23 protein-coding genes are annotated in these 15,113 nt (G+C 67.5%); 9 read left to right on the top strand and 14 right to left on the bottom strand.

Annotation, left to right across the window (positions count from 1 at the left end):
* Window positions 1–2,014, bottom strand: a 2,014-nt coding sequence (locus B8W67_RS06505) for a hypothetical protein (RefSeq protein WP_085303055.1), incomplete at its 3' end; no start/stop codon positions are given.
* A 154-nt stretch (window positions 2,015–2,168) separates the two neighbouring features.
* Here B8W67_RS06505 and B8W67_RS21260 point away from each other — a divergent pair.
* The 4 genes from B8W67_RS21260 to B8W67_RS06485 all read left to right on the top strand — a co-directional run bounded on the left by B8W67_RS21260 (window position 2,169) and on the right by B8W67_RS06485 (window position 3,980).
* Entirely contained in the window at window positions 2,169–2,942 is a 774-nt protein-coding gene (locus B8W67_RS21260) for a chymotrypsin family serine protease (protein ID WP_234806680.1), read from the top strand.
* Between the two features lie 68 nt (window positions 2,943–3,010).
* Entirely contained in the window at window positions 3,011–3,457 is a 447-nt protein-coding gene (locus B8W67_RS06495) for a hypothetical protein (RefSeq protein WP_085303053.1), read from the top strand.
* The gene (locus tag B8W67_RS06490) at window positions 3,454–3,666 is read left to right on the top strand and encodes a hypothetical protein (RefSeq protein WP_133056071.1); all 213 of its coding nucleotides are present in this window, start codon (window positions 3,454–3,456) and stop codon (window positions 3,664–3,666) included. The genes B8W67_RS06495 and B8W67_RS06490 overlap by 4 nt, the downstream gene beginning before the upstream one ends.
* Window positions 3,667–3,716: 50 nt before the next feature.
* Entirely contained in the window at window positions 3,717–3,980 is a 264-nt protein-coding gene (locus B8W67_RS06485) for a hypothetical protein (RefSeq protein WP_133056070.1), read from the top strand.
* 69 nt (window positions 3,981–4,049) lie between these two features.
* Here the strand turns inward: B8W67_RS06485 and B8W67_RS06480 are convergent, their stop codons facing one another.
* Window positions 4,050–4,271 carry a hypothetical protein gene (locus B8W67_RS06480; RefSeq protein WP_085303047.1) on the bottom strand — a complete coding sequence of 74 codons (222 nt, stop codon included), beginning with the start codon at window positions 4,269–4,271 and terminating at the stop codon, window positions 4,050–4,052.
* Window positions 4,272–4,805: 534 nt separating this feature from the next.
* Between B8W67_RS06480 and B8W67_RS06475 the strand changes: the two genes are divergently transcribed.
* The gene (locus tag B8W67_RS06475; protein WP_085303046.1) at window positions 4,806–5,384 is read left to right on the top strand and encodes a putative endonuclease domain-containing protein; all 579 of its coding nucleotides are present in this window, start codon (window positions 4,806–4,808) and stop codon (window positions 5,382–5,384) included.
* A 103-nt stretch (window positions 5,385–5,487) separates the two neighbouring features.
* On the opposite strand, the gene B8W67_RS06470 is transcribed toward B8W67_RS06475, so the two are convergent.
* The 5 genes from B8W67_RS06470 to B8W67_RS06450 form a co-directional block, all read right to left on the bottom strand.
* Window positions 5,488–5,718 (bottom strand): hypothetical protein, encoded by a 231-nt coding sequence (locus B8W67_RS06470; RefSeq protein WP_085303044.1) that lies wholly within the window; start codon window positions 5,716–5,718, stop codon window positions 5,488–5,490.
* Window positions 5,718–5,993: a helix-turn-helix domain-containing protein gene (locus tag B8W67_RS06465; RefSeq protein WP_085303042.1), complete on the bottom strand. Its 276-nt coding sequence runs from the start codon at window positions 5,991–5,993 to the stop codon at window positions 5,718–5,720. The genes B8W67_RS06470 and B8W67_RS06465 overlap by 1 nt, the downstream gene beginning before the upstream one ends.
* A 122-nt stretch (window positions 5,994–6,115) precedes the next feature.
* Entirely contained in the window at window positions 6,116–6,355 is a 240-nt protein-coding gene (locus B8W67_RS06460; RefSeq protein ID WP_085303040.1) for an excisionase family DNA-binding protein, read from the bottom strand.
* Between the two features lie 162 nt (window positions 6,356–6,517).
* Window positions 6,518–6,940 (bottom strand): PIN domain-containing protein, encoded by a 423-nt coding sequence (locus B8W67_RS06455; protein WP_085303038.1) that lies wholly within the window; start codon window positions 6,938–6,940, stop codon window positions 6,518–6,520.
* On the bottom strand, window positions 6,931–7,137 hold the full coding sequence (locus B8W67_RS06450; protein ID WP_085303036.1) for a DUF2191 domain-containing protein: 207 nt from the start codon (window positions 7,135–7,137) through the stop codon (window positions 6,931–6,933). The genes B8W67_RS06455 and B8W67_RS06450 overlap by 10 nt, the downstream gene beginning before the upstream one ends.
* Before the next feature lie 125 nt (window positions 7,138–7,262).
* Here B8W67_RS06450 and B8W67_RS20780 point away from each other — a divergent pair, with 125 nt between their 5' ends.
* Both B8W67_RS20780 and B8W67_RS06445 read left to right on the top strand, forming a co-directional pair.
* Entirely contained in the window at window positions 7,263–7,430 is a 168-nt protein-coding gene (locus B8W67_RS20780; protein ID WP_163797038.1) for a hypothetical protein, read from the top strand.
* A complete protein-coding gene (locus tag B8W67_RS06445; protein WP_163797036.1) occupies window positions 7,430–8,512 on the top strand; it encodes a UDP-N-acetylglucosamine--N-acetylmuramyl-(pentapeptide) pyrophosphoryl-undecaprenol N-acetylglucosamine transferase in 1,083 nt (360 codons plus the stop codon). Before B8W67_RS20780 ends, B8W67_RS06445 begins: the two co-directional genes overlap by 1 nt.
* A 46-nt stretch (window positions 8,513–8,558) precedes the next feature.
* On the opposite strand, the gene B8W67_RS06440 is transcribed toward B8W67_RS06445, so the two are convergent.
* From B8W67_RS06440 to B8W67_RS06415, 6 genes are all read right to left on the bottom strand, one after another.
* Window positions 8,559–8,879, bottom strand: a complete 321-nt coding sequence (locus B8W67_RS06440) for a hypothetical protein (protein ID WP_085303032.1) — start codon at window positions 8,877–8,879, stop codon at window positions 8,559–8,561.
* Between the two features lie 483 nt (window positions 8,880–9,362).
* Window positions 9,363–9,794, bottom strand: coding sequence for a VOC family protein (locus tag B8W67_RS06435; RefSeq protein WP_069392889.1), 432 nt, complete (start codon window positions 9,792–9,794; stop codon window positions 9,363–9,365).
* Window positions 9,795–9,879: 85 nt separating this feature from the next.
* On the bottom strand, window positions 9,880–10,596 hold the full coding sequence (locus tag B8W67_RS06430) for a helix-turn-helix transcriptional regulator (protein ID WP_085303030.1): 717 nt from the start codon (window positions 10,594–10,596) through the stop codon (window positions 9,880–9,882).
* Window positions 10,597–10,956: 360 nt separating this feature from the next.
* Entirely contained in the window at window positions 10,957–11,703 is a 747-nt protein-coding gene (gene yaaA, locus B8W67_RS06425; RefSeq protein WP_085303028.1) for a peroxide stress protein YaaA, read from the bottom strand.
* 46 nt (window positions 11,704–11,749) lie between these two features.
* Entirely contained in the window at window positions 11,750–12,322 is a 573-nt protein-coding gene (locus B8W67_RS06420) for a YceI family protein (RefSeq protein ID WP_085303026.1), read from the bottom strand.
* Window positions 12,323–12,344: 22 nt separating this feature from the next.
* Window positions 12,345–12,959 (bottom strand): class I SAM-dependent methyltransferase, encoded by a 615-nt coding sequence (locus B8W67_RS06415; RefSeq protein WP_069392885.1) that lies wholly within the window; start codon window positions 12,957–12,959, stop codon window positions 12,345–12,347.
* 147 nt (window positions 12,960–13,106) lie between these two features.
* Between B8W67_RS06415 and B8W67_RS06410 the strand changes: the two genes are divergently transcribed.
* Both B8W67_RS06410 and B8W67_RS06405 read left to right on the top strand, forming a co-directional pair.
* Complete coding sequence (locus B8W67_RS06410) at window positions 13,107–13,487, top strand: hypothetical protein (RefSeq protein WP_085303024.1); 381 nt, start codon at window positions 13,107–13,109, stop codon at window positions 13,485–13,487.
* A 322-nt stretch (window positions 13,488–13,809) separates the two neighbouring features.
* On the top strand, window positions 13,810–14,214 hold the full coding sequence (locus B8W67_RS06405; protein ID WP_234806679.1) for a hypothetical protein: 405 nt from the start codon (window positions 13,810–13,812) through the stop codon (window positions 14,212–14,214).
* 67 nt (window positions 14,215–14,281) lie between these two features.
* Here B8W67_RS06405 and B8W67_RS06400 read toward each other — a convergent pair whose 3' ends face one another.
* On the bottom strand, window positions 14,282–15,100 hold the full coding sequence (locus B8W67_RS06400) for an enoyl-CoA hydratase/isomerase family protein (RefSeq protein ID WP_085303020.1): 819 nt from the start codon (window positions 15,098–15,100) through the stop codon (window positions 14,282–14,284).
* Between the last annotated feature and the right edge of the window lie 13 nt (window positions 15,101–15,113).

Below are 15,113 nucleotides of genomic sequence, written 5' to 3'. Positions count from 1 at the left end.
GCGCAGGTGCTTGTTCGGACGGTGGTTCAGGGGCGGGTTCAGGGGCGGGAACGTCGTCGGGAAGCTCGGGAAGCGGCACCTCGGAGACGAATCCGGTCTCTCCTGTCACGTCCTCGATACTTTCGATGTCGCCGGTCGAGGTGAGCACCTGCCCGTCACCGATGTAGAGGCCGGACTCCTCGTCGCCGATCACCGCGTCGCCCACTTTCGCCTGCGCCGGGTCGACCGGATCGCCGAGCGATTCGATGTCCATCCCCGCACCACCGGCGGCGTCGAGAACCGACACCGGAGAGTCCGCGGTGGCGTCGGCCATGTTGAGCATCATCTCGCCGATGCGTGGGTCGGGAACGTCTTTGACCTCGGCGTGCTGGCCGTGGGGGTCCAGCTTGAGGTTGAACGGCTTGACCGTGGATTTCGCCAGCGGCTTGGCATCTTTGTCCACCTTGCCGTCGCGGTCCTTGTCGGCCGGTTTGCCCTCGGCGTCGAGCTGGTTCGGGCGCGCGGGCGATCCGGGGGTGCCCAGTTTGTCGGGATTGGCCTGTCCGGGCTTGGTGAACGTCGGTGACGTGGCGGCGCGGCGGTCCGCATCGGCGGCGTCGTTCTTCGGCACCGCGTTGGACTTCTCGTTCTCCGGCGTCTTGCCCTTCAAGGCGTCCATCAGCGACTGGGGCACCTTCTGCATGTCGTTGGCCGCGTCGGTGAGCGGCTTGGCCGCCTGCTGCGCGGCCTGCGCCGCCTGCTGCGGAACCGCCGCCGCCTGCTGCGGGATACCGGCCATCGGCGCTGCCGCCTGGCCCAGCTGGGAGAGCAGCTTGCTCAGGTCGTTGGCGTTCTTCGGCGAGCTTTTGCCCGGCGAGCTGCCCGGCGACGATCCGGGAACGGAGCTGGGGGTGGTGGGCTTCGGCCCGGAAGGGGACTTGTCGGGGCTGGTGGCCGCCGGTGAAGTGGACTTCTCCTTCTTCTTCTCCTCCTTGCCCTCATCGGTGCCGACGTGTTCGCGCGACACCGCCGCGGGAGCGGTGATGGTCTCGGCGAGATGGTGAATTTTGCTCGCCTCGGATTCGACCGTGGGAGCCGGTGCGCCGGTCTGCAGCGCCTGCGACAGGTTGGCGAACTCCCCGGACGACGTCACGTAGCGCGACAGGTACTCGTCGGGCACGTCTCGGGGCAGGCCGATGCGCCCGGCGTCGAGCCGGGTTCGGACGTACATCGCCTTGATCGCGGTGCCGATGGCGTCGCGGGCGGCCAGGTCCGATCCCCGAAGCTGGTGGTGGAAGGCATCGTTGGCGGCGACCCCGCAGTTGGCGACCATGCCGTCGAGACCCTTCGACGCCCCCACCGCGTCCGTCATGGACCGCAGAGCGGACTTGATGCGCGCGTGCTGGTTGTCGATGAGCTGCTCGCCGCTGCTGCCGAACGCCGCAGACAGCTTGTCCGCGGCGGCCTGCAGCTTCGGCAGCGCCTTCTGCGCGGCGGTGTAGGTGTCGCCGAGAGTGGAGATGTTGGTGCCGGTGCTGGGCAGTTCCGCACCGCTGGGCTTCCATGCCAGCGCCGGGTCGACGTGGAAGTCCGTGCGGTTGATCTCCTCGATCTGGGCGTCGGTGGCGTTGAGCGCGGACTCGTCGTCGGCACTGAGCTTGGGAAGCGTCTCGTTCGACGGCAGCCACTTGCGGCCGTCACCGGGCGCGGCGGCGTAGACGTCGGCGGGCGAATGCGGCGATGGCGACGGCTTCTCGGTGGGGGCCTCGTTGTCGTCGGTCTGCGGCTTGGGCTCGTCACCGTCGATGCGGGGGAACAGGTCGTCGATCATGTCGGTGGTGACGTTCTTGCCGGTCTGGATGCGTTTGAGAACCTCATCAGCAGCGTCACCGCCGTTGCGGACACGAACCAGTGCATGGATGTTCCCCCGGAGTTCCATTCCGTCGGGGGAGTTTTTCTGCGAGGCGTTATAGCTCTGCCACTTCTGCAGGTACTGCGTCAGCGTTGCATCGGCGCGGCGCTGCTCCTCGTTCATCGGCGGCCTCTCGCTCGGACGGGACAATCACCGCAACGGTAGGTGCGCCCGCAGACGGTGGCAGCCCGCGGCGCGTCCGCCTCGACCGAGGACGTGACAGCCGCTGGCCGCGCCACGCTGGCCCGATGCTGGTGCGGCGCTTTAGGCTCCGAGAATGAACAAGGCATGGAGCGCGGCCGCCGCTGTGATCATCGCCGCCGCCACGACCGTGACGGCCGCCGCGACCGCGGCACCGGCGGACGCCGCGGTGAGCGGGCCGTGGGTGTCGATCCACGACGGCCCGCAGTACAGCCCGCCGCTGGAGTACCGGCCCTCGGCGTACCCGCACACCGGGGCAAGTATCTTCGCCAGCGCCTCCGGCAGTGACGAGCGCGGCCAGTGCACGGTGTCCTGGCCGGTGCAGGACGCCGAGGGCGACGAAGCGTTCCTCACCGCGGGGCACTGCGTCGACGAGGGCGAGGACCAGCTGTGGATTCGCACCCGCGACGATGAGACCGTCGCGCTGCCGCGGCTGTGGGACCGGGAGAAGTACACCGATGCCAGCGGCATCTACCATGATTCGGCGCGGTTCTACCTGCCGTACGGCGCACCCATCGACGACCCCAAAGTCGCCCCCGGAGTGGCGATCCGCGGTGTGATGACCGTCGGTGAGGTCTCACGGCTCGCGCCAGGCACGCCGATGTGCATGAACGGTGCCCGGTCAGGACTCAGTTGCGGGCCGTTCGCACGTGCATACTCCGATGCCTTCGAGTGGCATGGCACCGCGGTGCACGGCGACAGCGGAGCGCCGCTGTTCGTGGTCAACGCCGACGGCGATGCGATGGCGGTGGGGATGCTCAGTAGCGGACCCACCGACACGCTCAACTACGCCACGTACCTGTACCCGGTGCTCGAAGACAACGACTTGAAACTGATTCTGAGTTACTGATCAGGACCGCTTCCCGACAGCAGATATCGGCAGTTGCATGTCTCTAAACCAGAGACTATGGTGGGGACATGAGCACCCTCACTGCCGCACGCAAAGCCTTCCTGCACACCATCTTCACCACCGCCGTCGAAGGTGGAATCAGCTACTGGGCTGACGTCACCACCTACCGCTGGATGAAGCCGGAGTTCCGCGGCCAAGGCGGCTACCCGCGGGGCTGCGAAGACCTCGACGGCTTCCACGCTGTGATCCATGAGTTCGAGTCCGACCAGACGCACCGGGTCGACATCGACACCATGAACCGCGGCGTGGACCTGTTCACGCGCTACTGCCGCGGCGAGATCGACTACCACGGCCGCGACATCGCGCCCCAGGACCGCCGCCCGCTGAATGCGGATCACTATTGGAACCAGTTCCTCGAAGCTGAGGCCAGCGACGGAGACGACGGCGACTACGACGCCGAAGTGGCTGACCAGATTCTGCAGTTCGGGGTGTTCGGAGAGGCGGTGTACGGATGAGCGCACACACCAAAGGAGCACCGGCGGTGATCGCCGAGGCCCACCCCGCCCCAGGCGGGACGTGGGTGGCGATCGTCCCCAAGCTGCAGGGGCTGCTGGCCGAGGCGCCGACGCTGTCGCAGATTCCGCAGGCCGTGGCCGACGCCGCCAATGGTCTCGGGTACGCCATCAGCGCCGAGAGCATCGGAGTGAGGGCGGCGACGCGATGAATATCTGCCCCCTGTGCGCAGCCAAAACCGACCTGGACGCGGTGACCCGCATGGACGGCCGAACCGCCATCTGTCGCCAGTGCGCGGACCTGGAGACCGCCCAGGTCTACAGCGGCGGCGACCACAGCTGCCTATGGTTCGACGACCGCCTCGGCGTCGTCCAGCTCGTCGAGGGTGAACCCGCCTACACCGCGCTGTTCCCGGTGAAAACCGACCGCGAGTGGGGGCGGCACTACGTCCACGAGACCAACGACCGCCTCGGCCGCGGACCGGCCACGGTGTCGCGCATCGTGGTTGGGTGGATGGCCGCCTGACTCGCGCCCGCGCCTACGAGGTCGACGCCGACGGGATCGTGCGCGCCGTCTACCGGTAGCCGCCGCCCGTCAGGTGGCGTCCAGCCCACAGCCGCGGCACAGCAGAACCTGCCCGCCGCACACCCACACCGTCTCCAGAGGCCCCGCGCCGCAGGTCTCTGGCTCGTGAGGCCACGAGACCCCGGCAATCTGCGCGATGCGACGCACACCGCTCAGGGTGACGCCGTGGTGCGTGGTAGGGGTTCGGCCCCAGTCGATGTCGGCGTAGGTGACGTCTTCGAGTGCGCGCATGGCTACCAGTGCACCATCCCGAGACGCGACTGTGCCCCCGCGGCGCGCCACATGCGACGTGACAGCAGCGGCCGCGGTTGCTGCAGCGGGCATCCGGTTACACGCCGAGTATTTCGTCGGAGAACCTCCGCGTGAGCGGGGAGGAGTAGCCGGGCCGCACGGCATGTCGACGGTGCGGGGGAACACCCCCGCTTGCGCGGGGAGGAGAGGTGCCTCGCGTGCAGCGGTGCGGCACCGGGGGGAACACCCCCGCTTGCGCGGGGAGGAGAATGTCACGGGGCGCAGCCCTGCCACGAATTTGGGAACACCCCCGCTTGCGCGGGGAGGAGACTTCTTGACCTGCACCGATACCCGTGACAACGCCCGTTTCTATTCAGTTGTGATCGTGCTGCCCCCACCGTAACCGCGTAACCCGCCACCGCGACCCCACCCGGCGCGACACGCCGAAACCGTCACGGGCGCAAAGGACGTGACAGATGCTTGCGTCCGCGCCCGAGACCGGCCCACCAGCGGTTTCTCCCTACGGTGGCCGTCATGACGGAGTTCCTGCTGCACCCGGCTGTTCCGTCGGCGCTGCTGGTCGTCTGGACCTGGGTGTGGTGGACTCAGCGCAGAACTCCGCCGCTGCTGCCGCAGATGAACCGCAAGTCCGCGCGCCCCGGCGACCTGTCGCTCGGCGGGTCAGCAGCCACCAGCAAGACCGAGAAGCGAGTGCGCGACGTGATCGAACGCGCCGGATACCGCACCTACCCGCAGGGCACGCTGATGTGCATGGGCCGCGACAGTGACGGCAAGAAGCGGTTTTTCACCCCCGACATCCTGGTGCGCCGCCCGTTCGCTGTGGTCGAGGTCGACCCCGCCCACTGGCACGGGGCACCGGAGAAGGTGGCCGAGGACATCATGCGCAACCGCTTCTACGCCGCGCGCGGCCTGAGAGTTGTCCGAGTGCGCATCGACGGCACCAAAGCACTGTCGCCCAACGACGTAGTGATCGCCGCGTCGGACTTCGATCCCGACAAACACGGCCCCGCCGTGGTGCGCGCGCTGGGCTCGGCACGGATGCTTCCGGCCAGCTACTGGAATCGCGCGGCGCGCACCGCGTTAGGCAAATGAGCCTATTACGTCTACGATGGGCGATGACCTTCATGGTCGGTGGGATAAGAGAAGCGGCGACAGTCACCTGTCGCGGCTTCTCTATTTCGAGCAGCAAACGGCGTCAATACTTCTCGACCAGAATAAGCTCGTAGGCGGCGTCGAGGTTGGTCCCCACCTTGAACCCGCGTCCGATGCCCGGCTCCTCGTGCGGCACCCGCTTGCGGCCGAGACGCCGTTCGGAGCCGGTGGTTTCGGATTCGAGAACCGCTGCTGCGTCGGCTTCGGACACTTCGCGGCCGTGCACATCGCAGCTGCCGAACTCGCCGAACCGGTAGACGTTGACGCTGGGCATCAGGCCACGCTTCCGCGCAGCAGCCGGTCGACCTCCGAGGACGGAATCAACACGCGGCTGGTTCCGGTTTCGATGGCGCGCAATTTACCCTCCCGCACAAGGCCGTAGACCGTGCTGGTCGCTAGGCCGAGACGATCGGCCGCGTCCTTGACCGTGAGCGGTTTGGTGACGCCGACAAGCTCAGCCACGCGGCGATCGACCTCCGCTTGGATGATCGCTTCGAGAGCTTCGGTGAGTCGGTCGCGGCGGGGCGGTGCAGATCGCGGGTCGTTCATCTGTTCTCAGTCCGTTCCGTGTTCTGGGGCGGAAATTGCAGTGCTGTGCCGGAGAGTCTCTGTCTGCGCGGTGGGCCTCATGGTGCCGCGCTCAGCGGAGAATCCGTCTGCTGGGCGCGTCCTCATCGCACCGGCTCCCCGACCAGCTCCAGATCGGCCACCGCGATGCGCAGGCAGCCGCTTGGCATCTTGCGGGCTCGAAGGTGGCCATTGTCGATCCAGCGGCGGACGGTCCAGTGGCTCACACTCATCAGCTGCGCGGCGGTGTCCACGGAGACGAAGCTGGGTGTGATCCCACCCACGGTGAGCGCGCCGAGGTCGAGTTGGCCCTCGGGGTGACGGTGACTACGGCTTCGTGACATGGCTGGCTCCTGGCGTCTCGGTGTCGAGCCGGTCTGGGCTGCCCAGCTGGGTCGTGCATCTCGCATAGCACTGACTATGCGTCCTTTGCGGCGGATGGGCGTTTCGAGCGCCACGACACGCCGAAACGTCTACGTCGGTTCGCGGGCTGCGTCGTCGTCGCGCTACAGGGTGCCGCGAGGGGCGACCCACACGTGGTTGAAGTCGATGACGGTCGCGGCGGTCTCGAAGTCGCCGTCGTAGTGGATTACGGTGACGCGGTGATCGGCCGCCAGGGCGGCTGTGAGTAGGTCGGCGATACCGACGGAGCGATGCTGGCTACGTCGGGCAAGGCTCCGCTGGGCGTTGAGCGCGGCCTGCCAGTGTTCGTCACCGGTGGGCAGGTACTCGTAGGCCAGCCCACGGTCGCGCCACAGCTGTTCGTATTCGTCCGGGCTGCGTGCACTGTAGAGAGCTTCGGCGTCGAGGACTGCGGTGGTGGCAACTAGTCCGTGGTCGATGATCTCGGTAAGGCGCGCCGCCACCGTGACGTTGTTCATGCGAGCGGCGGCGCTGGTGTCGATCAGGTAGCGCGCGACTATCGCCATACTGTCTCGCGCTCGCTCGCGTCGGCCATGTCCGCCAGGCCCCCGCCAGCGAGCCAGTCGATCTGTCGGGCGCGTGCGCCACGGGCCGCGGCTTCGCGCAGCGCGGTGCGCACGGTGTCGGCGATGGTGTCCGTTCCGAGTTCGCGGCGCGCTGTTTCGAGCAGCTCGTCGTCGAGTTCGATCAGCCGTTTCGTCATGGTCCCTCCGCCGTGTCGACCCATTCTCTCGCTGCCCGAGCATATACACACCATCATTAAAAGTATATATTGGGTGCATTCAATGCCGACAGAGGCCGTGGGCTAGACGATGGGAAACTGACGACATGACCGACGACGACGAGGTAGCCGAGTTCTTGCGGGACAAGGAGCCCACCGGTGAATACAGCAAGTGCCGATACTGCGGCAATGAGACCGAGATACTTGATTGGCCGTCGGAAAGTGAGCTGATCGCGTTCTGCAGGTCATGCAACCGCTACTACAAGGTCGGATGATGACGCGCATCGTCCTAGCAGGCGGCGGCACCGGCGGCCACACGGTCGCCGCTCGCGTGATCGGTGACGTGGCTCGTTCCGAGGGGTTCGACACTGTGTGGGTCGGGCGGCCGACCAGCTTTGAGGAACGCGTCGCAGCCGAATCCGGGCACCGCTTCATCGCGGCGGAGATGGCCCGGCCGACCGCGTCGATGAGCTACCTGCGCGTGCTGCGCCGGGTCCGCAGCGTTCTGCGCGACATTCGCCCCGATCTCGTCGTCGCAACTGGAGGCTGGGTGGGCGCGCCGGTCGCTCTGGCCGCTGTCTCGTTGCGCATCCCGCTGGTATGCCACGAGCAGACGCTGATCCCAGGGCGCGCTACATCGCTGCTGTCATTGTTCGCACGCTCCACCTGGTTGACGTTCCCCGGTGCGGCGGCGCACCTGCGCTGGCCGCGAAGCACTGTGGTCACAGGGTTTCCGCTCCGCGGGGAGCTGCGCGAGCAATGTTCGGCCGAGAAGGCGTCGGCACTGCTCGGCATCAGCCGGACGGCACCGATGCTGTTCGTGGCCGGTGGAGGCGGCGGAGCAGAAAGCCTCAACCGGTTCGTCGCCGACAACCTTCCTACGCTGCTCGCTGATTGGCAGATTGTGCACCAGGCCGGGGGAGGTTCCGGGCTGACAACCACCGCCGAGGCGCTGGAACGGCTGCGCGACGAGCTTCCAGGACGGCTCAGAGACCGCTACGTCGTGGCGGCATATCTCAATGCGGGACAGGTTAACGCGGCGCTGCGTCGGGCCGATCTAGTGCTGGGGCGTTCAGGGGCAGGCTTTGTCAACGAGGTGTTGGAGCTGCGTGCCCCGGCGGTGTTCGTGCCGTACCCACACGCACGAAACGACGAACAGACCGCCCTGGCAAGAGAAGCCATGAACACCGGCGCTGGCGTCGCAATATGGCCGGACCACGACGTGGCAACCCAGCCCGACAGGCTCATCGCGGAGCTTCGTAAGCGGGCCTATCTACGCGAATCGCACTACCGTGCGGGCTCCACGGGAGTGGCCGATCGGACGATCGCGGAGGCGCTGCGCGCCGTGCTGAGGTGACCGCGTCGGCCGGTTCGCAGCCGGGTGCCGCGATTGCCCGCCGCCGCTACGGCCGCTCGACGGGTGTAGGGACATCCAGCCAGTCGAGGTCGTCTTGATCGAGGCCCTCGGCGATGGCGGCCGCGGTCGCCCGCCACATGATGAGCGCGTCAACCAGGCGCAGCGGTCCGCTGGAGCGCGAGGTGCGAGCGGCGTCGAGGAGTTGCTGGGCGCAAGCGACCTGATCCTGCGGCGAGAGCGCGCGAACCCACGGGAGCACCTCGGCCGTCCGCTCGACGAGTGTGCCGTCGCCCTCGGCTGCGACGATGATCTGCGCAGCGAGACGCTCGGTCGAGGGAAGGTGGCCTGTCACTGCCGCCGGGACCATTTCCGGCGACCCTTCGGATTCGCGCGACTGCGCTCGACGACGCCGCGGGCCTCACTGCTGATATATGCCCGCTCGAACGCGGTGAGTTTGGCTCTCATACTCACACCCTATCGGGGACCACCGCTGCTAACCCGAGTCGGCGCGGGACCGCCACCGCCGGGCACCGATATGGACACAAACGTGTCGAGTCGTCGATAGTTGTGTGCATGTACGTGCCCCTCGCGGCGCGACGTACACCAGTGACCGAAGCGGGCGGACGAGTCGGCGGCCATATCGGCTGACCCACGGCTGACCCACGGCTGACCCACGAAAATGACCCACGGATGACCCATTCGACGCGCCGGAGACGGTTTCGACGGCCTGAACCGGCAGGTCACAGCACTCGAAGGCAGACGGTGTCCAGGGCGAACGCACCAACGTCTCTCTCACACGCGGAAGGTCACTGGTTCGATCCCAGTCGGGACCACCGGAAAAGCGCAGCGTTCATGTGTTCGCGGCGGCCACGTTGAACGCCCAGAGCACGCCGTATCTGTCGGTCACCTGACCGTAGTGGTCGCCCCAGGGGGCCTTCTCGAACGGCATCGTGACGGTGCCACCGGTGGCGGAGAATTTGTCGATGAGAGCGGTCGCCTCGCCGATGGAATCGGCTTCCAGCAGAAACGAGTAGGTCTGGCTCGCCAGGGACCGGCTCTGCTGGTCCTGACACATCACCGCGTCACCACCGGTGATCTGGACGTCGCCGCTGTCCAGGTGGGCGTGGGCCAGGGCATCCGCCGGCGGCGTGAACGGCAGCTCCATCGGAAAATCACCGTATTTCATCATGTTCAGTGATCCGCCGAAAACATCGGCGTAGTACGCCATGACCTCCGCACCGTTGTCGGCAAACGCGAGGTAGGGACGGAGGCGGACAGCCATCGAGGGTCTCCTTCATACCGGGATATATGCCGTGATCGACGCTACCGGCGGACGCCCTGTCGAGGTTGGTCCGAAATTGCGGAGATCACGGGGCCCGTTTCAAGGCCGGCAGTGCGCTCAGCAGCGGAAGATCGACGTCGGTTGCCTGTCGATAGTGCAGGTCCACCGTCGTCGGGACGATCAGCGGAGCGGGGAAGCGGGCCACAAGCGGCCGCGTAGGCACGAGTTGATCCTCAGCGCCCGCGTGCGCCGAGACCGCAAACGACAGCAGCCACGGGTTGCCCGGACTCAATGGCACGGCAACGTCCGCGTGCGAGGTGGTCAAGACCCCGGAGGTGGGTAGCCCAATGGGCGCTGGCTTGGGGAACCAGCCGATCCAGAGCGCGACGTTGTGGCCCGGCCGCAGCGAAACCGGGATGTGCGGGCGGACCCAAACGACCGACTGGCGTGCGTCGCCGAGGGTGAAGGGCGTGACGCTGCCCGCGGCGACGGTGTCGGCCAACTCCCGAAACATGCCCGGGGACGTACCCACCATGGCCCGGAAACGCCGGGTGAAACTGGACAGGGAGTCATATCCAACCGATGCTGCGACGTCGATGATCGGGGCCCTGTCCGCCAGCAACAGTCGTTTGGCCGCATCGACGCGCAGGGCGGCAAGGTACAGCCCGGGGGAGATCCCCGTGCTCGCCGAGAACATACGGATGAAATGCCAGGGGCTGTACCCCGCATGCTCGGCGACGTCGACTGTCGACAATCGGTCCGTGGCGAGGCTGCGCATCAGCTGTATGGCCGAGCGCAGCATTTCCGGATCCAGTCGACCGACCTCGCGGGTCGGCAAACCAGACTAGCGACCGTCGGCGACTCGCACGTTCCCGACGACGCCCGGCCGGACCGACACTGTCACCACTGCGTTGCCCGAAGTCGGCAGTGGCGTGGCTCACAAATATTAAAAGCCGTGATTGCCAACATGTTTCGATTCGGTCTTGCAGCTGTCGGCGTTAGCGTCTTTGACCATGAACGTCAAAGATCCGGTGGTTTTGATCGCGGCCGTCTCGGCCATCATGGGGGCGTTGGTCTTCAGCTTCCTGGCGCTGGAGGTGGTGTTCCACCTCGGGTGACCGCTGCGCTGAGCGACCCCGCCGGCCGTGATGGATCCAGGGCGTCAGCCCGACACCACCACGGTGAGGTCGGAGCCGTGGTATTCCATGCGCATACCGGCCCGTCGAGCGACGGCGGCTACCGCAGCGGCGTCGTTGGGCTCAGCGCGGCTGCCGGCCAGCACCCGCGCCAACCGGCCTTTGTGGGACTTGTTGGCATGACTGACCGCGACCCGACGACCGTCGGCGTCCGCGGCGACCACACCGACCCGCAGCGCCCCGGGGATCCGGGCCAGTGCGGCATACGGGGCCGAGCGTAGGTCGATGATCAGGTGGTCGGAGGTGAGTCGGTCGAAGACGGGCTCCAACAGGGGACGCCATCGGGCGGCCAGCGTCGGTCGGTTCGGCAGCTTCGATCCCGCCGACAGGCGGTAGGCCGGAATCGCATCGTCGGCACGCAGCAGACCGAACAACGCTGAGGAAATCCGCAGGCGCGCCCGTGCCCGTTCGGCGGCGGCGCCGCGCAGCGACCCCACATCCAGGGCGTCGTAGAGCACCCCGGTGTAGCGGTGGATCGCCGGCACGGTCGGGGCACTGCGCAACACCGCATTGCGCGCGATCTCGCCGTCCTGGCGCTCCGATAGCCCCAACGCCCGGCGGCTGGCGTCGGGATCGGCGGCCAACGCCGTCACCTCGTCGAGCAGCTCGCCGCGCAGCGGGTTGAGTGCCGCAGCATCCAGGTGGTCCAACGCCAGCGGGGGTCCGTCACCGCCGGGGTGTTTGGTCTCCGAGGGCGGCAGCAACACGATCACAGCGCACGACGGTAACCGGTCTTCGCCGTCGGCGGGCACCCGCCTATCAGCTCTTGGGCAGACGCGCGCTGAACTCCACGCCCACCGAGTCGGCGACTTTCATCGCCCCCATTGCCATGGAATACGGCTTGATGTGGTGCGCCGCCTGCGACACCTCGCTGTGCGTGCTCAGCTCCCAGTGGTCGCCGTTGTCGGAGACCGTCACGGCGACCTCGATCGGGCGGCTCACCCCGTGCACGGTCAACGGTCCGCGCAGCGCGTAGACCCCGCCATCGCCGCCATCGGCGTCATGTGTGATCGTCTCGGGCCGGAATTCGACAGTGGGAAACTTCTTGGCGTTCAGCGTTTTCAACGCATTGGTGCGCACCATGGCCTTCTCCGGCCCCGACAGCGGCGTCAGTCCGCCCTCCCCGGAGCGCACCGCCAACGAATCGACATCGACGATCACCGCGGCACTCACCGGACGCTCGCCGTCGGAGTCGACGGTGATCTGCCAGGAGGCCATCGTGAGGGTCAGCCGGTGACCCATCCGAGCCGCGCGCCCGGCAACCCCGGTGCGCAGGGTCAGCGTGTTCGCCGGGTCGTCGCCGGCGTGCAGGGTCCAGGTTGTGGTCGCCATCGCACCGATCCGACGGTCGCCGCTACTTGGCGGCGACGGTCAGCCCCTCGCCGGTCCAGCCGCGCACCGTGTGGTGGGTGACCGAGGAGAATCCCGCCTGGGTGGCCAGGATCCGCATCTCGTCGGGGGTGGGGAAGTTGCCCACCGAGCCACCGCCGGTGCCCACCCACAGCAGCAGCCGACGACCGGTGCTGACCGGGTTGACCACCCCGATCATCATCAGCCCGCCCGGGGCGAGCACCCGGTGGAACTCGGCGACCGCGGCGGGCTGGTCGAAGAAGTGGAACGCGTTGGTGGAGATCACCGCGTCGATCGAGGCGTCGTCGAACGGCAACGCCTCGGCCGGGGTGCGCTTCCACTGCACCGCACTCGAGCGGGCGCGGGCCTTGGCCAGCATGCCCTCGGACATGTCGCAGCCGTACACGGCGGTCGGGGCCAGTTCGTCGGCGATGCGGGTGCTCAGGATTCCGGTGCCGCACCCGACGTCGACGATGCGCTGCGAGCCCGCGGCGCGCAGTCGGGCCAGCACGACGTCCTGGATCGGCTGGTAGGCCAGCCGCTGCAGCAGCGGGAAGTCGTAGACCCGGGCGACCTGGTCGAACACGGTGGACACGTGGTGGCTGAGCGAGTTGGCCATGGTTCAGTGTGGCACGCCCGCGATGCCGCCGAACGGGCTGTGGGGCGTTGGCCGGGCGGTCGCCGCAGCCGACACCGGCACTTCGGTCCCATTCGGCAGCAAAATGTGCCAAAGTTTTCCCAGGCTCTCCGACAGTGAAGGACCGCCATGATCAAGTCCACCCTCGCCGCCCTCGGCGCGGCCCTGGTGTCCGCAGCCCTGGTCGGCGCACCGGCGGCGCATGCCGGTGACCCCGCCGCCGAGCGCGCGTTCCTCGACGAATTCCACCAGGCGGTCCCGTTGGTGCCGATCATCACCTGGAACGACCGGCTCAGCCTGGACCTGGGCTACACGATCTGCCGAGCCAAGCGCGACGGCATGGACCTCGAGCACTATCGGGCCAGCGGTTGGCAGGGCGAGGCGATCGGCCCCGCGCTGCGTCACCTGTGCCCCAACCCGCAGCCGGGCGACAAGATCGGCTTGGACGCCCCCGGGCCTCCGCCACCCCCTCCGCCACCGCCGCCGCCCCTGCCGGCCGAACAGGCTTAGGCGCCGGCGGTGCAGTCGGCGTGAGACACGGCCGGTACCCGCAGGTCACAGGCAGTTCCAGATGCAGTCGAACGTGAGAACCTGCGCGCGCGCCGTCCGTTCAGGTCCAAAACTGAGCAGGTGATTCCGCGGTGAGGGCAAGCTGTACTTGTGCCGCGGTCAAAGGACTGCTTCTCCAACAAGATCTTCGACTACTCCATCACCGATCACACGCGATCCACCCTGGCCGCCTCAGCCATGCGTAACGCCATTACGCTGCGCTGCCCAGCAGGAACGACCTGCCATTCGGAAAGTGCAACCGCCGCCGCCGTACTCCACGATCGTGGGCTTGACGCGCCGCGGCGCCGTAGCATCGCCAGACATGACTCGTCTCGGCTACGCCCACGACGCTGTGGTGCAAGTGTATCCCGGCGGCAGTCCGAACGCCCTCGGTGCGGCGATCACGCTGGCGCTGTGTGGCAGTTGGGATCATCCACCGCCGTGCCCGCTGGCGTCGCATCACACCGCGAATAACGTCATCGGTGAGGATGTATCGCTGCGGATACTGTTTGCCGCCGACGCCGCCGACGAACCACGCATCCGCCGGCTCATCGGCGAGGCGCTCGCGACCGAGGAACTGATCGGGCCGGACGGTCGGGTCACCCGATGGCGGCTGAAATCCGCTGCTGCCGGCCGGCTTCGGAAGAGTGAGCAAGGCCACGTCGCCGATCTGATCGCCCATCACTGAGTCATCACCGTCGGTGGCCGAGCATTGATCGGGTCAGCGCACCGGGGTGAACGGCTGCGACAACTGACTAGGGCGCGGTGTAATCCGGGGGAGGGACACCGAACTGCGGCGGGCGCTTCTCCCGGACGGCAGCGAGGCCCTCGTGCACGTCGGGACCGCTGAAGGACAAGAACTCCAACCCCATCGACGTCTCGAACACCGGCGCGAACATCCGGTACCAGTGATTGAGGCTGTGCTTGGTCCAGCGGATCGCGTGCTGGGCGCCGCTGGCCAGGTTCGTCGCGATCCGGTTCGCGGTGTCGAGCACATCGTCGTCATCGACGCAGGTGGAGACCAGCCCGATGCGCTCGGCTTCCTCGCCGCGCAACGGCTCGCAGGTCAGTAGGTAGTACTTGGCCTTGGCCATCCCGACCAGCAGCGGCCAACAGATCGCGGCGTGATCGCCGGCGGCCACACCCAGCTTGGTGTGCCCGTCGATGATCTTCGCGCTGCGCCCGGCCACCGAGATGTCGGCCAGCAGCGCCACCACCAGGCCCGCGCCGACCGCCGGGCCGCGGATCGCGGAGATCAGCGGCTTGGAGAAGTTGATCAGGTTGAACACCAGATCCCGCGCCTCCCGCATGATCCGCACCCGGCCGTCGTAGTCGCCGATGGTCTCCTCGATCAGCTCGAAGCTGCCGCCGGCGGAGAACGCTGTTCCGGCGCCGCGGACCACGACCGCGCGCACCTGCGGATCGCGGTCGATCACCGGCCACACGTCGGCCAGATCACGATGCATCCGCGGACCCACCGAGTTCAGCCCCGGCGCCTCCAGGATCAGGTGGAGCACACCGTCGTCGGCGTGCTCGAATCGCAGGGTGGGGAAGTCGGCGTAGCGATCGGACATGCCGGTACCCCGG

The sequence above is a fragment of the Mycolicibacillus koreensis genome, assembly GCF_002104795.1.
In the GTDB taxonomy this organism is placed as follows: domain Bacteria; phylum Actinomycetota; class Actinomycetes; order Mycobacteriales; family Mycobacteriaceae; genus Mycobacterium; species Mycobacterium koreense.
Note: the sequence above shows the minus strand (reverse complement) of the source record. Positions and strands in the feature narration are given on the sequence as shown.

What these genes read in the sequence shown, in the direction of transcription:
- B8W67_RS21260 (WP_234806680.1), top strand. Translation starts at nt 2,169, where the DNA reads ATGAACAAGGCATGGAGCGCGGCCGCCGCTGTGATCATCGCCGCCGCC.
- B8W67_RS06495 (WP_085303053.1), top strand. Translation starts at nt 3,011, where the DNA reads ATGAGCACCCTCACTGCCGCACGCAAAGCCTTCCTGCACACCATCTTC.
- B8W67_RS06490 (WP_133056071.1), top strand. Translation starts at nt 3,454, where the DNA reads ATGAGCGCACACACCAAAGGAGCACCGGCGGTGATCGCCGAGGCCCAC.
- B8W67_RS06485 (WP_133056070.1), top strand. Translation starts at nt 3,717, where the DNA reads ATGGACGGCCGAACCGCCATCTGTCGCCAGTGCGCGGACCTGGAGACC.
- B8W67_RS06480 (WP_085303047.1), bottom strand. Translation starts at nt 4,271, where the DNA reads ATGCGCGCACTCGAAGACGTCACCTACGCCGACATCGACTGGGGCCGA.
- B8W67_RS06475 (WP_085303046.1), top strand. Translation starts at nt 4,806, where the DNA reads ATGACGGAGTTCCTGCTGCACCCGGCTGTTCCGTCGGCGCTGCTGGTC.
- B8W67_RS06470 (WP_085303044.1), bottom strand. Translation starts at nt 5,718, where the DNA reads ATGCCCAGCGTCAACGTCTACCGGTTCGGCGAGTTCGGCAGCTGCGAT.
- B8W67_RS06465 (WP_085303042.1), bottom strand. Translation starts at nt 5,993, where the DNA reads ATGAACGACCCGCGATCTGCACCGCCCCGCCGCGACCGACTCACCGAA.
- B8W67_RS06460 (WP_085303040.1), bottom strand. Translation starts at nt 6,355, where the DNA reads ATGTCACGAAGCCGTAGTCACCGTCACCCCGAGGGCCAACTCGACCTC.
- B8W67_RS06455 (WP_085303038.1), bottom strand. Translation starts at nt 6,940, where the DNA reads ATGGCGATAGTCGCGCGCTACCTGATCGACACCAGCGCCGCCGCTCGC.
- B8W67_RS06450 (WP_085303036.1), bottom strand. Translation starts at nt 7,137, where the DNA reads ATGACGAAACGGCTGATCGAACTCGACGACGAGCTGCTCGAAACAGCG.
- B8W67_RS20780 (WP_163797038.1), top strand. Translation starts at nt 7,263, where the DNA reads ATGACCGACGACGACGAGGTAGCCGAGTTCTTGCGGGACAAGGAGCCC.
- B8W67_RS06445 (WP_163797036.1), top strand. Translation starts at nt 7,430, where the DNA reads ATGACGCGCATCGTCCTAGCAGGCGGCGGCACCGGCGGCCACACGGTC.
- B8W67_RS06440 (WP_085303032.1), bottom strand. Translation starts at nt 8,879, where the DNA reads ATGGTCCCGGCGGCAGTGACAGGCCACCTTCCCTCGACCGAGCGTCTC.
- B8W67_RS06435 (WP_069392889.1), bottom strand. Translation starts at nt 9,794, where the DNA reads ATGGCTGTCCGCCTCCGTCCCTACCTCGCGTTTGCCGACAACGGTGCG.
- B8W67_RS06430 (WP_085303030.1), bottom strand. Translation starts at nt 10,596, where the DNA reads ATGCTGCGCTCGGCCATACAGCTGATGCGCAGCCTCGCCACGGACCGA.
- B8W67_RS06420 (WP_085303026.1), bottom strand. Translation starts at nt 12,322, where the DNA reads ATGGCGACCACAACCTGGACCCTGCACGCCGGCGACGACCCGGCGAAC.
- B8W67_RS06415 (WP_069392885.1), bottom strand. Translation starts at nt 12,959, where the DNA reads ATGGCCAACTCGCTCAGCCACCACGTGTCCACCGTGTTCGACCAGGTC.
- B8W67_RS06410 (WP_085303024.1), top strand. Translation starts at nt 13,107, where the DNA reads ATGATCAAGTCCACCCTCGCCGCCCTCGGCGCGGCCCTGGTGTCCGCA.
- B8W67_RS06400 (WP_085303020.1), bottom strand. Translation starts at nt 15,100, where the DNA reads ATGTCCGATCGCTACGCCGACTTCCCCACCCTGCGATTCGAGCACGCC.